Origin of the sequence: Prosthecobacter algae, assembly GCF_039542385.1 — a bacterium.
GTDB lineage: Bacteria > Verrucomicrobiota > Verrucomicrobiia > Verrucomicrobiales > Verrucomicrobiaceae > Prosthecobacter > Prosthecobacter algae.
Map to the genome: position 1 here is coordinate 167,120 of NZ_BAABIA010000001.1, position 12,632 is coordinate 179,751.

A 12,632-nucleotide genomic window follows, 5' to 3' on the forward strand; every position below is an offset into this window, starting at 1 on the left:
CCCAGCCTAACTCATCCCGATCTTTTTTCAGCAGAAACGTACGTAAAAGCATCAGGATAAGGGATTTCCCCACCCTGATGCGATTTTTGCAAACCTAGCCGCGAGGGGCTGCGGATCAATCTTCGGAACGCAGTGCTTCTTCGGCCTCCAGGCCAAAGAGGAACTCGAAGTCGGATTTTTCCAGCGTGCTGGAGAAGCCGCCTTCGCCCAGAATATTGGCGGACATGAGGCTCTTCTTCTGCTGCAGGAGCATGATCTTTTCTTCGATGGTGCCTTTGGTGATCATCCGGTACGCCATCACGGGCTGGGTCTGGCCGATGCGGTGGGCACGGTCAATGGCCTGCGCTTCCACGGCAGGGTTCCACCACGGATCGTAAAGGATGACGTAGCTGGCCGAGGTCAGGTTCAGACCGCTGCCGCCTGCCTTCAGAGACAGGAGGAAGACGCATGGATCTGGATCTTCCTGGAAGCTCTGTACCACTTCGGAACGATTGTTAGTGCTGCCAGTGAGCCAGTAGTGCGGGATTTTCATGGTATCCAGGTTGTCCCGGATGATGCTCAGCATGGTAACAAACTGGCTGAAGAGCAACACCTTGTGCCCTTCGGCATGGAGGCCTTCGATGAGCTCCAGGGTGGAGGTCAGCTTGGCGCTGTCCTCATCTCCGGCAGATTTATCCACAAGGGCGGGGTGACAGCAGATCTGGCGCAGGCGGGTGAGGGCCTGTAGGATGGCGAAGCGCTTCTGCGCGAGCACTTCAAAGCCGGAGGCGGTGAGCACCATGTGCTGGGCCTTGGCCAGTTCTTCCCGATACAGGCGCTCCTGCGTGCCGCTCATTTCACAAAGCATGGCTTCTTCACTACGTGCAGGCAGGTCTTTAGCCACCTGCGATTTTGTACGGCGTAGCAAGAACGGTTTCAAGCGGGCGGAAAGGCGCTCGCTGGCCTTGGCATCCTTGCGGCGGTCGAAGTGGCGATGGAAATAATTACGATCTCCTAGGGCACCAGGGGCAGCAAAGGTCATGAGGCTCCATAGGTCTAACAAGCGGTTCTCCACCGGTGTACCGCTGAGAACGAGACGGCTTTCAGCCTTTAGCATGCGGGCGGCCTTGGCAGCTTTGCTGTCAGGGTTTTTGATGTGCTGTCCTTCATCGAGGATGACGGCCAGCCATTTCACGGATTCCAGCAGCTCGATGCAGCCACGGAGCTGTGCGTAGTTCATCACCATGACGTGGTAGTCCTTGTAGAGGGCTTCCAGATTCAGCTCTTCTTTGTCGCGCAGTACTTGCACTTTCAGCCCTGGGGCTGCCTTGGCGAATTCTGTGGCCCAGACGTCGAGGACTGACTTCGGACAGACGACGAGGCACGGCCAGGCATTGCGGTAGCGACTGCGCAGCCACAGAATCCATGTGATGCTCTGGATGGTTTTACCCAGACCCATGTCATCAGCCAAGATGCCGCCGAATTTGTTTAAGCTGAGGTAGGAGAGGAAATGGAAGCCCTCTTCCTGGTAGGGACGAAGGGTCACACCCAGGCCTTCCGGCACGGGTGGGCGCTCTTCCAGTTTTGCCTCTTCCATGCGCTGGGTCAGATTCTGCCAGGCGCGTGGGTTGATGATTTCTTTGGCCCCCTGGCCTGTGAGCTGACGCCAATGCAGGCGATGCGCCTCATTGCTGAATTCATCCATGTCCAGACCTAGCTGGTCCATCATAGCCTGCTGTTCTTCGCTGAGCTCCAGCTTGACGCGGCGCCAGGTGCCATCGGCAAGCTGCACAAAGCCCCCTTTGGCAGCGATGAGGCGGCGGATGTCTGCGGCTTTCAGGTCGGCACCGTCCACTTCAAAGACCATTTTCAGGTCAAACCAGTCAATGTTGGCTGTCTGGGAGGCCTCGATTCGCACGCGGGCGATGAGGGGATCTGCCAGGATGGATTGCAGTCGTTCGTCCGCCGTCAGGCTCATGCCGTCAGGCAAGCTTTGGGCCCAGTTATTGAACTGGTCTGGAAAGGTCTTGGTGAGACGCACGCGGAAGCCTTCATGCTCGGCGTCGTAAACAGGACGCATGTCTTGCAGCGCAGCTTCGGCCAGACCCAGGGCGGTGCGGTCACGGCAGATGATGCTGTTGTCATCATCGGGCCGGGCGTTTTCTGTGGGCTGCCAGCCAGCATAGCGGAGGACTTCTCTCACGGTGCCATCGGGAGTGGCGGCCTCCACTTGGAAAACGGCGTGCTCTGTGCTGGTGGCATGGGAGCGGGCGATGCAACTGGCTCGCACCTGTACTTGCAGCGGCTCATGCCGGATACGGGCAGCGATGTCCGCAGGCAGGGGCAAGCTCAGCTTTTCCAGGAAGGCGATGCCATCCTGGGTCGCCAGGGCATTGATCGGGATGGAAGCCGGTGAATCGAGGCGGGTCTCCTCAGGGAACCACAGCGGTCCTGTGAAGACGGTGTCTGCCGAGAGGAAGAGAGGTTCCACGCCATGCATCACGCGAAGGGGGAGCGGGGCCGGGGTGCCATCGGACTGGATGAGTTCCAGCCGCAGTTGACCCGTTTCAGCCTCTTCTTTGCTAGACCAGCGAAGGGGTTCATTCACCCTGCGGAATGGCATTTCATCCAGCGTCAGCAGGCGTGCCTGCAAGGCTGGTTGTTGAAACAGGGTGCCCAGCCAGCGGCTGTGCGTATCTAGATCAAAACGGCAGACATCCCCTGGGTTGGCCCCGGCCTGGCTCACGCAGGTCAGCAGCAGCAGTTCTGCGGCGGCAGGCAGCGTCAGCGCGCCGCGTTCATATTCGTTTTCCAGGGACGTCAGCTCTGCACCCGCCACATTGCGGAAGGCGGTGTCCTCACCGGCACGCATTTGCAGGCGGGCCTCGGAGGGGGTGATGATGAGGCGTAAGTCACAGTTGCGGCGCAGTTTTGGCGGAGCGTCAGACAAGCTGCGCAGTAGGGTGCGGATGCGTTCGCGCCACAGGGGCAGCGTGCGTTCCTGACGCCAGGCACTGAGGCGGGCGCGCACGGCATCCAGGTCCACACTGTTGCGTAGGAAGGATGGAGCGGGCAGGCTGCGCTCATTCAGCGCTAGGGCCACGTATTCCCAGAACTCGCGCAGGTTCACCGGCGGCTCAGGCCAAAGGGCCAGGGGATCCACACTTTGGATGCTCCAGCGCGGGTGCAGACGCACCATGTCCTGATCATAAATGTGGCCGCTCTGGCGCACGCGTTGAAAGCGTTTTTCCAGCTTGCTGAGGTATCCTTCTTCTTCGGGGGTGAGCTGGCGGGCGAGACGCCGTTCCAGCATGAGCTGAAAGGTTTCCTCGGGGGGCAGGGAAGGCGCAGTGCTGTTGGGTGCCTGGCGAGCAAACCGACGCTGCGCGGCCACCAGGGCAGCACACAGGGCGAGCAGATGCAGCGGCTCTTCATCGCAGTCGCTTTCCGAGATCCAGGCATCGTCCTCGAGGGCCCATCGCACGTTCACACGGCGGTCGTCTAAGATCACCTCTGCCAGCACTTCGTCCTCCACAATGTCGAGACCGCGAATGGCATCATCATCGGCGAGGCGTTCCGCCTCCTGTCGGAGGCGTGGATCAAAAGACTGAAGGAGACCGGGGAGGGATGTGGCGAAGTCAGGCATGAGCACAAAACCCACGGTGGAGACCGGGGGAACTGGTTGCCTTAGCACAGTGATTCGCTCCGCGCCAGAGCAGTCTTAGAGATGTCACCCTTGTCACGTGAAATTCTTTGGACTCCGAGACCTGAGGAGCCGGGTTGACGGATCATCAGCCCGCCTGATCTCAAAAAAAACCAATACCCGGTCAAGATAACCGTTGCTCACTTGTTGTATTATACCGCCATGAAAATCCCCCCTCAGGAGACCAGCTTTCTCAAGAATCTCTACGCCACTCCAGCGGACTGGCAGAGAGACTTGTTTTATTCAGTGGTCAGGGCCGGGCATTTGAAAGCGGGGGTCGAGCACCGCATCCAGCGGGAAACCTACCCAGGGCATGAACTTATTCTCTGCCTCAGTGGCCAGGGCTGGGTGCAGGTGGCCGGGAAAAAACATGAGGTGGGTCCGCAGCAACTCGTGTGGGTGAACTGCCACCACCCCCACGCCTACGGGGCCGTTTCCAAAGATCCGTGGGAGGTTTATTGGGTGCGGGCCGAGGGGCGCTCGCTCGACCGCATTTCTCAACTGCTGGAGGTGCGCTCCATGCCGGTGTTTGCAGGCTTTGATGCGGGCCAAGCTGCCATGGAGTTTGAGCGCAGTTTCGATTATTTAGAGGGCAATCGGCCCTGCGATGCCGCTCACGTTAATGCTGCAGTTTCGTCCATCATCGCCATGGCCTTTGATGCGCGTTTGTCAGATCCAGATCTCATTCGCCCGGATCTGCCCATGCCGGTCCAGAAGGCACTGGAGAAAATGCGTCTCTACTTCCACCAACCCATCCGCGTGGTGGAACTGGCCCAACTCGCAGGCATGAGCGAAAGCCATTTCAGCCGCCAGTTCAAAGCCGCCATCGGCACCAGCCCCATTGACTGGCTGCGCCGCGAGCGCATCAACCAGGCCAAGCGCCGCCTCATTGAGTCCGACGACCCCGTCAAAGAAATCGCCCGCCAAGTGGGGTATGCCGACCAGTTTTTCTTCAGCAAGGACTTCAAACGCATGACCAAGCTAACGCCCACCCAGTTCCGCGAAGAAGAGCGGCAGAATTAGGGCGGAATACAGAAGGCTGCGAAGATCAGGCACCCGCTGCCTTCCCAAGCACCTCCACCAACTTCTCCATGGGCAGGCCCATGACGTTGGTCCAGGAGCCTTCGTATTGGTCCAGAATCATCTCGCTGCATTCCTGGATGCCGTAGGCACCGGCCTTGTCCAGGGGATTGACTCGGGCGTGGTAGGCCTGGATGAGTGCATCCGTGAGCGGTTTAAACGTGACTTCGGTGATGACATGGAAACCTTCCCCCGCACTGCCTCCTTCGCGAGCTAGATAAACCCCCGTGCAGACCTGATGCTGGCGGCCCGAAAGGCGGCGCATCATGGCCAGGGCTTCATCCAAATCCTTCGGTTTGCCCAGTGGATCTCCATCCACATAGACGAGGGTATCTGCGCCGATGACGAGGGCCTCCGGTCTCAATGCAGCCCCTACAGCAGCTTTGCGCCGGGCGTTTTCCACCGTCAGAGCCTCGGGCGTCAGGCTGGCATCGTGGGCTTCTTCTACGTCAGGGACGAGGATGTCAAAGGCGTAGCCCGCTTCTCGCAGCAGTTCGATGCGCCGGGGAGACTGAGAGGCCAGCACCAGAGGCGGCGGGGGGAGGGAGGTCATGTGCCTTGTTCTTCGATCATGAGCACTTCATCGGCCCGCAGCAGTGAGTCACGATCCTGAAAAGTCTTGTAGCGGTAGTAGCCTGTTTTGCCCTGAAATTGGGGCCGACCTTTGCACAGGTATTGGCGGCCATCTTTGAGCGTGATCTTATAACTGCCGGTGGACTGGCAACTGGCCAAAAGGGAGGCCAGGGCGACGATGCTGAGGGAACGCTGGAGCAGGGTCATGCAGGAAGAACGCTCTCCAAGGAAAAACATTCGCACCGTTTCGCAAGTCCGGTTATATCCGCTGCCCATGTCCGCCGCCACTTTTCTGCATGAATTCGTCCGTAATTGGAAGACCGTCGGCGCGGTGGCACCTTCCAGCGCGGCTTTGGCCTCCCGGATGATGGAATCTGCCGAAGTGGGTAAGGCTCGACATGTGCTGGAGCTGGGCCCTGGCACCGGCGCTTTCACCGAGGCCATTTTGGATTCCATGCCCCATGGTTCCAGCTACTTGGGCATTGAGCTGAATGAGACCTTTGTAACTCAGCTCAAGACGCGTTTTCCCTCCATGAACTTCCACATCGCGGGGGCGCAGGAGTTCGATTTCGCCAGCTACTTGGCGGATCGCGAGCCTTTTGATGTCATCGTGAGCGGTCTGCCCTGGACGGCTTTCCCACGTGGGCTGCAGGAGGCGATTTTGGGCAATGTGCTGCCGCATCTGCGTGAAGGCGGTCGTTTTGCCACCTTCGCCTACTACGGCTTTCATCGCCTGCCCAGCGGTCAGCGTTTCCGGGGCCTGCTGCATGATCTGCTGCCCGGGGTGGAAACCAGCCGTGTGGTGTGGGGCAATGTGCCGCCGGCCTTTGTTTACGTGGCGCGTAAATAAGGCCTCACTGCATCATCGCCTGCGGGGTGTCTTCCTGGAAGACAAAGGGCCGCAGCTCCGCCAGTCGCGGGGCCTGCATTTGCGGGTCTTCATCCAGGGTCTTTTCTGCGAGTTGGCGCGCCAGCCGCACCAGACGGGTATCTGCCAGCAGCTCGGCGAATTTCAGCGGTGCTTGCCCGCTTTGCGCCTTGCCCAGCACATCACCCGGCCCCCGGCGTTTCAGGTCTTCCTCTGAGATGCGAAAGCCATCCGTGGTCTCTTCCATGATGGCCAGGCGGGATTTCGCCTCCTCATCTTTATCCTTCACAAAGAGCACGCAATAAGAGGTGTGCTCACCACGGCCAATGCGGCCGCGCAACTGATGCAACTGCGCGAGGCCAAACCGCTCGGCATTGTGAATGTACATCACCGTGGCATTCGGCACATCTACCCCCACCTCGATGACGGTGGTGGAGACCAGCACATCCAGCTTGCCAGCGCGGAAGTCCCGCATCACCAGCTCTTTCTCCTCGCCACTGAGTTTCCCATGCAGTAGGCCTACCTGGAAGTGTGGTAAAAGTTTTGTCCACTCCTCGTGGCCTTTTTTGGCCGCCGTGGCATCCAGCTTTTCAGACTCTTCAATGAGTGGGTACACCAGGTAGCCTTGGCGGCCTTCTTCCAGTTGCTCCTTCAGAAATTTCGCCGCTTCCTTTTGCTTCGTGGCCGGGCGCACTTTGGTGATGATCTTGCCGCGCTCTTTGGGTCGCTCATCAATGGTGGAGACATCCAAGTCCCCATAGATCGTCAAGGTGAGGGTGCGGGGAATGGGGGTGGCGGTCATCACCAGCACATCCGGCGTGTTCCCCTTTTGAATCAAACGCGCGCGCTGGGCCACGCCAAATTTGTGCTGCTCATCAATCACCACCAAACCCAGGTTCCGCACCAGTTCCTCGTCGTGCAGCAGCGCATGGGTGCCAATGACGATTTCGGGTCCTTTTTTACATGGAGCGCACGCGTCTCGCGTGCTGAGTTCTGCGTCCCGCGGAACTCCGTCCAAAGGAGGCCATAACCACTCATACTCCTGCGCATGAGTGACGAGGCCTTCCTCACGAGGATTGCTAACGATGTACCCGAAGGTCTCTTGCAGGTCTGCCTCAGAACGGATCAGCCTGTCAAAGGTCTCCTTTTCCCAAACACGCGCATCTTCCCATCCCAGTTTCAGGATAGCTTTCGAGCTAAAAGATTTGATGGAGTGCAGCAGTTCACTGAGTGGATAAAACACAGGATCACCTGTTTCTGGGTCGCGATTTTTCACCCCAGGTTCTAAGAGCAAATGCACGTGATCAGGCATCACGCAGGCCGCATACAGTTGATAGCGCTGACCATGAAAATGCAGCGCAGCCTCCAGGGCGAGTTTGCGAGCCTCCGGTGGCAAGGGCCTTCTCAAGGCCGTTGTAAACGTCAGAAAGTATTTCCCCCAGGGACGCTCGAAGTGTGGGAGGCGTCGTTTGGCATAGTGGACCTCGCGGGCGGCCTTGAGAACGGTTTCCCGCGAGACGCGTGAAACTGCACGCGGGACGCGTGCGCTCCATAGCTCAGTCCCCCCATCCTCGGCTCGCGTCCCCGTGCGCAGGGAGACATTCAGTCCCAGCGGCTCCAGCCACTTGCGCGCGGTGAGGAAATGTTGCTCGGCCAGGATCTGCGTGGGGGCCATCATGGCGGCTTGTTTGCCCGCCTCCACAGCGCCCAGCATCGCAGCAAAAGCCACCACCGTTTTGCCACTGCCCACATCCCCGTGCAGGAGGCGATTCATCGGCGCGTTGCTGGCCATGTCGCGTTGGATTTCCTCCAGCGACCGCTTTTGTGCGCCCGTCATTTGAAAGGGCAGGGAAGCCTCGAACTCCTGTGCCAGAGGGCCGGCTGCATGCGCGTGACCGCCGGATTCTAACACTGCGCGCCGCCGCCGCACCACCCGCAGTTGATAGCCATAAAACTCCTCGAGGGCCAGGTAACGACGGGCCTTCTCCAGGTACTCCATCGTCTCGGTGAAATGCACCGCCTTGATGGCCCGCGCGCGGCTCCAGCCGGCGAACTCTCCCTGCTGGCTCGGGGGCGGTAAAAGATCGCGGGTAAAGTCATCGCCCAGGGCCTGGATGACATGCCAGGTCGCCGTGCGCAGCGTCTTCTGGGTCACGCCTGATTTCAGCCGATAAACAGGCGTGATGCGGCCGCTGTGGATGCGGGTGGTTTCCTCTTCATCGCCCAAGACCTCATACTCGGGGTGATCCATCAGCAGGCGATCCTTCGATTCCTTCACCTTGCCGTAGATGATCAGCTCCTGGCCTTCCGCGATGGCCCGGCTCATGAACGGCATGTTCCACCAGCGCAGCGTCAGCAGCCTACCCATGGCCGCGCCGCCGATGGGCTCTACCTGCGCCTCAAACAGCCCCGCCCCACGCCGCGCACCAAAGTACTTGTTCCCCGTCTTTGTCACCAGCACCTGGTAGCAGGCAGGCAGCTCGCTGACCTGAAAGGTGGCCCCCTCCATCTGCCGCCGATCTTCATGGCGAAACGGCAGCCAGTTCACGATCTCCCCCACCGTCAGCACTTGCTCCTTGGCCAGTGCCTTCACCACCCGTGAGGGCAGGCCGGGAACATCTGAAAGGGAGGCGTCTAGAGCGAGGGGCATGAACGAAGAATGAAGGGGCGGGAATGGAAAAGATGGCTCGCCTTTCCGGTTAATCTTTAAAATCTTGTTCAACCTGCCAAAAATCATCCCGTCATGACCACCGGCCTGCACCTCGCCCCTCTCTACACGGATCACGATCCCGGCCCAGGCCACCCGGAGAGCCCCGCCCGCTACACCGCCATCCTGAAGGCTCTGGGCACCTCCGGCCTACTACCAAAGCTGGCCTCCATCCCCAGCTGCCAGGCGGAGCTGCCTGAGATCGAGCTCTGCCACCCGCGCCACTACATCGAACTGGCTCGGGATGAAGTCGCCGCGGGGCTGGATACCCTCAGCACGGGCGATACCCAGATCTGCGAAAAGAGCTACACCGTGGCCACCCATGCCGTGGGGGCCGTGCTGAATGCGGTGGATGCCGTCATGACGGGCAAACTGAGCCGCGCCTTTTGCGCCGTGCGTCCGCCTGGCCACCATGCTCGGCCCGCTCAGGGCATGGGCTTTTGCCTGTTTAACAACATTGCCGTGGGGGCCCGCCACGCTCAGAAAAAACACGGGGCTGCCAAGGTAGCCATTGTGGACTGGGACGTGCATCACGGCAATGGCACCCAAGACATTTTCTACGATGACGGCAGCGTCCTCTTTGCCAGCACCCACCAGTCCCCCTGGTATCCCGGCACCGGTGCCAAGGAAGAAACCGGTGCTGGCAAAGGCCAGGGAACCACCCTGAATTTCCCCTTCGCCGCCGGGGCAGGCATGAAACAAATCGGTGCCGCTTTTCAAGACCACCTCCTGCCCGCGCTCGCTCGATTCAAGCCCGATCTCATCATGATCTCCGCTGGTTTTGATTCTCGCGTGGATGATCCCCTCGGCCATTTCAAACTCACCGATGACGACTTTGCCCAGCTGACCCGATGGCTCATGGCCGCTGCGGATGAGCACTGCCAAGGCCGCCTCATCTCCGTCCTCGAAGGCGGTTACAACCTCACCGGTTTGGCCAGTGCCGTGACCTCGCACGTCACCGCCCTGATCTGACTCAACAGCGCGATTGCCGCGTGTAGAGTCACGCATCTCTTTGAGACCTCATTGTCAAACCCACTTTGGTAAACCACCTCCCGGCATGGATCGAAAGCCTCGCATCTTCATGTCATCGTTTCCATGCACGAAATACGCATGAGGTAGAGAGTACCAAGATTCGGTGCTTACTCTGTAGTAAATTCACCATTTCCTGCTGTAATCCGGTAGCCCATGCAAAAATCTGTTCACTTCCGAGTTGATCCAAAACTCGCCCACGTTCTGGGCGAAAACTACACGTCGAGCGAAAAAGCACTGAAAGAACTCATCGACAATGCATGGGACGCCGAGGCTACCGAAATACATGTCACAGTTCCAAACATCCTCACAGATTCCCCCATCATCGTACAGGACAACGGGAGCGGCATGAAGACGGCGGAGGTCGAGTCCGAATACCTCAACATCGCCAGCCCGCGATTCAGTCGCAAAGGTGATCGCACCCCCAATCTCAACCGCACTGTCAAAGGCCGCAAAGGCATAGGCAAGTTCGCAGGACTCATCCTTGCCTGTGAGATGGAACTTATCACCCAAGCTGCCGGGAAGCGCACCAGAGTCCTCATCTCCAAACTTGTTCTGATGGAGGCTCTTGGCGACCTAGAGAAAGTGCCCTTGCCCCTCGATGTCGCCGACTCAGATGCACCGGATGCTAAAGGAACTACTATCACCCTGCGAAACCTCAATCCCAAGCTCTCGCACATCCAGCCCGACAAACTCAAAGAGCTACTTGCACTCGATTATGGCCGGGAACCTTCCTTCGTCATCTTTGTGAATGGGGAAAGAGTCTTCCACCACGACATTCAGGGCGAGAAATTTCAGACGGAAATCACACTGCCTAACGGACTGATCGCCAAGGTCTCCTACACAATCGCCAAGAACCCTCTACCAACTAGGATAGTTGGCCTGATTCTCCGTGTCGGGGGCAAAAGCATCGGTAACCCACACCTCTTTGGCCTCGAGAATGACGAAGCTCTTTCAGACCGACTCCGTCGCCGAATCGTTGGGGAAATCAATCTCCCAGCCGACTCGCTCGAGCTAACCGCTGCCGGAGGTGATGTCATTGAAAGTGACAAGGGGTTTGAAATGCTGATGCAGATAATTCCCGCCGAATTGAAACGGAACCTCGAAGCCACACACAAGAGAGAGTTCGACCTCGCAAAAGGCAGGCTTACTCAAGCGATGAATAGGCGACTGGAAAACGTACCAGAGCACCGTCGAGCCATTGCCGAGGAACGCATCACCCGCCTCATGCAGCGGTCTTTTCAGGAGGGTGAAAAGCTGGAGCGTATCGAAGCCCTCGTCGCTCTCGTGCTCGATGCCTTGGAGATTGATGAATATTGGACTGTCTGCCAGCACGTCCACGAAGCAGAAAAAGTGGATGTATTCCACTTCGCCACCGCTCTTGAAGAATTCGGTCTATGCGACCTCGCCTTCATGGGCACACAGGCCAAGCGGCGACTGGAGTTCCTTGATGGACTCGACCGACTCGCCAACGACCCAAAGACGAGCGAGGCTCAAATGCACAAGGCACTCGCCACCAACCTCTGGGTCTTCGGTCCGGAATATAGCCTCATGGCCAGTAACCGCCAGCTCCGCACCATCATTGAAGACTACATCGGCTCCGATGCCACCGACCGCCCGGACCTCTTCCTCGCAGGCAACGTCCTCAAACAACACCTCCTCATCGAGTTCAAGAAGCCCACACTCACAGTAGGACGCGACGCCGAGAATCAGGCCAAAAAGTACGCCGACACCCTCACTGGCAAACTTGGCATGTCCCTCGAAATCCTCATCATCGGCGGAGAGGTTGATGCCAAGCTCGTTGACGAATACACAGGCAAGAAAACCAATTTTGCCAGTTACCGAGCCGTCATCTCAACTGCGAAGACGCAGTTGGAGCGGATGCTCAAAGAGCTTGCGTCTAACCTCAATTAATCCCTGCAATATTTCATCGGCTTGCGCGCAACTGTGAAGGTGGACGGCGATAGTGGTGAAGTACCTGCTGCCGACTTGCCAGATGGCAAGGGTAACCACTCCTGCGGGCAACCACCCCGGTAAACGTCAGCTTGGCAGCGAGACGGGCCGTGTTACAATGCGGTATGTCGTTCCAACAACTCCTCATCACTGAAGTCTCCCAGCAGCCGGAGCCGCTGCTGCGTGAAGTGTGGCATTACCTGAATTTTCTCAAATCGAAGGCGAACATGGAGCCTCATGAACAGGCGTCTGTTCGACCTGGTTTTGGTTCTGTTCCAGGAATCAAGCTGGCCGATGACTTTGAAGCGCCGCTCGAAGCTTTTGCGGATTATCGCCCATGACTGCTCTTCTGGATGCTCATGCGCTGCTTTGGTTCCTGTCCGGTAGCAGCCAACTCAGTGCCAAGGCGCTGGCGTTCATTCAAGATGCGCAGAACACCCTCTTCGTGAGCCCCGCGACCTTGTGGGAGATCGGCATTAAGGATTCTTTGGGAAAACTCACTTTGCCGGAACCCTTTGAAAAGCTTTTTCCCGCGCGACTTGATGTTTCAAACATCATTACTCTTCCCATTCTGATTCCGCATCTTCATGTTCATCGAAGGCTGCCGTTCCATCACAATGACCCTTTTGATCGCCTGATCATAGCACAGGCGTTGGCGGATGATCTCACCATTGTCTCCTGCGATTCGCAGTTTCCAGCCTATGGCGTCAAACTGCTCTGGTAATGTGCCGCCCTTCGCG

At 58.4% G+C, this 12,632-nt stretch carries 10 protein-coding genes; 6 read left to right on the forward strand and 4 right to left on the reverse strand.

The window, feature by feature from the left end; all coding sequences use genetic code 11:
• Positions 1-115: 115 nt before the first annotated feature.
• On the reverse strand, positions 116-3,625 hold the full coding sequence (locus ABEB25_RS00655) for a DEAD/DEAH box helicase (protein WP_345734438.1): 3,510 nt from the start codon (positions 3,623-3,625) through the stop codon (positions 116-118).
• 219 nt (positions 3,626-3,844) lie between these two features.
• Between ABEB25_RS00655 and ABEB25_RS00660 the strand changes: the two genes are divergently transcribed.
• The gene (locus ABEB25_RS00660) at positions 3,845-4,705 is read left to right on the forward strand and encodes a helix-turn-helix domain-containing protein (RefSeq protein WP_345734439.1); all 861 of its coding nucleotides are present in this window, start codon (positions 3,845-3,847) and stop codon (positions 4,703-4,705) included.
• Positions 4,706-4,730: 25 nt separating this feature from the next.
• Here the strand turns inward: ABEB25_RS00660 and ABEB25_RS00665 are convergent, their stop codons facing one another.
• Both ABEB25_RS00665 and ABEB25_RS00670 read right to left on the reverse strand, forming a co-directional pair.
• The gene (locus ABEB25_RS00665) at positions 4,731-5,315 is read right to left on the reverse strand and encodes a Maf family protein (protein ID WP_345734440.1); all 585 of its coding nucleotides are present in this window, start codon (positions 5,313-5,315) and stop codon (positions 4,731-4,733) included.
• Positions 5,312-5,542, reverse strand: a complete 231-nt coding sequence (locus tag ABEB25_RS00670) for a YgdI/YgdR family lipoprotein (protein WP_345734441.1) — start codon at positions 5,540-5,542, stop codon at positions 5,312-5,314. Before ABEB25_RS00670 ends, ABEB25_RS00665 begins: the two co-directional genes overlap by 4 nt.
• 67 nt (positions 5,543-5,609) lie before the next feature.
• Between ABEB25_RS00670 and ABEB25_RS00675 the strand changes: the two genes are divergently transcribed.
• A complete protein-coding gene (locus ABEB25_RS00675) occupies positions 5,610-6,185 on the forward strand; it encodes a class I SAM-dependent methyltransferase (RefSeq protein WP_345734442.1) in 576 nt (191 codons plus the stop codon).
• Positions 6,186-6,189: 4 nt separating this feature from the next.
• On the opposite strand, the gene ABEB25_RS00680 is transcribed toward ABEB25_RS00675, so the two are convergent.
• Positions 6,190-8,853 carry a DEAD/DEAH box helicase gene (locus tag ABEB25_RS00680; RefSeq protein ID WP_345734443.1) on the reverse strand — a complete coding sequence of 888 codons (2,664 nt, stop codon included), beginning with the start codon at positions 8,851-8,853 and terminating at the stop codon, positions 6,190-6,192.
• 93 nt (positions 8,854-8,946) lie between these two features.
• On the opposite strand from ABEB25_RS00680, the gene ABEB25_RS00685 reads away from it, so the two are divergent.
• From ABEB25_RS00685 to ABEB25_RS00700, 4 genes are all read left to right on the forward strand, one after another.
• On the forward strand, positions 8,947-9,882 hold the full coding sequence (locus ABEB25_RS00685; protein ID WP_345734444.1) for a histone deacetylase family protein: 936 nt from the start codon (positions 8,947-8,949) through the stop codon (positions 9,880-9,882).
• A 213-nt stretch (positions 9,883-10,095) separates the two neighbouring features.
• Positions 10,096-11,853, forward strand: coding sequence for an ATP-binding protein (locus ABEB25_RS00690; protein WP_345734445.1), 1,758 nt, complete (start codon positions 10,096-10,098; stop codon positions 11,851-11,853).
• Between the two features lie 164 nt (positions 11,854-12,017).
• On the forward strand, positions 12,018-12,233 hold the full coding sequence (locus tag ABEB25_RS00695) for a DUF2281 domain-containing protein (protein ID WP_345734446.1): 216 nt from the start codon (positions 12,018-12,020) through the stop codon (positions 12,231-12,233).
• On the forward strand, positions 12,230-12,616 hold the full coding sequence (locus ABEB25_RS00700; RefSeq protein WP_345734447.1) for a type II toxin-antitoxin system VapC family toxin: 387 nt from the start codon (positions 12,230-12,232) through the stop codon (positions 12,614-12,616). The genes ABEB25_RS00695 and ABEB25_RS00700 overlap by 4 nt, the downstream gene beginning before the upstream one ends.
• The last annotated feature ends 16 nt before the right edge of the window (positions 12,617-12,632 follow it).

What these genes read in the sequence shown, in the direction of transcription:
- ABEB25_RS00695 (WP_345734446.1), top strand. Translation starts at nt 12,018, where the DNA reads ATGTCGTTCCAACAACTCCTCATCACTGAAGTCTCCCAGCAGCCGGAG.
- ABEB25_RS00700 (WP_345734447.1), top strand. Translation starts at nt 12,230, where the DNA reads ATGACTGCTCTTCTGGATGCTCATGCGCTGCTTTGGTTCCTGTCCGGT.
- ABEB25_RS00690 (WP_345734445.1), top strand. Translation starts at nt 10,096, where the DNA reads ATGCAAAAATCTGTTCACTTCCGAGTTGATCCAAAACTCGCCCACGTT.
- ABEB25_RS00655 (WP_345734438.1), bottom strand. Translation starts at nt 3,625, where the DNA reads ATGCCTGACTTCGCCACATCCCTCCCCGGTCTCCTTCAGTCTTTTGAT.
- ABEB25_RS00680 (WP_345734443.1), bottom strand. Translation starts at nt 8,853, where the DNA reads ATGCCCCTCGCTCTAGACGCCTCCCTTTCAGATGTTCCCGGCCTGCCC.
- ABEB25_RS00670 (WP_345734441.1), bottom strand. Translation starts at nt 5,542, where the DNA reads ATGACCCTGCTCCAGCGTTCCCTCAGCATCGTCGCCCTGGCCTCCCTT.
- ABEB25_RS00660 (WP_345734439.1), top strand. Translation starts at nt 3,845, where the DNA reads ATGAAAATCCCCCCTCAGGAGACCAGCTTTCTCAAGAATCTCTACGCC.
- ABEB25_RS00685 (WP_345734444.1), top strand. Translation starts at nt 8,947, where the DNA reads ATGACCACCGGCCTGCACCTCGCCCCTCTCTACACGGATCACGATCCC.
- ABEB25_RS00675 (WP_345734442.1), top strand. Translation starts at nt 5,610, where the DNA reads ATGTCCGCCGCCACTTTTCTGCATGAATTCGTCCGTAATTGGAAGACC.
- ABEB25_RS00665 (WP_345734440.1), bottom strand. Translation starts at nt 5,315, where the DNA reads ATGACCTCCCTCCCCCCGCCGCCTCTGGTGCTGGCCTCTCAGTCTCCC.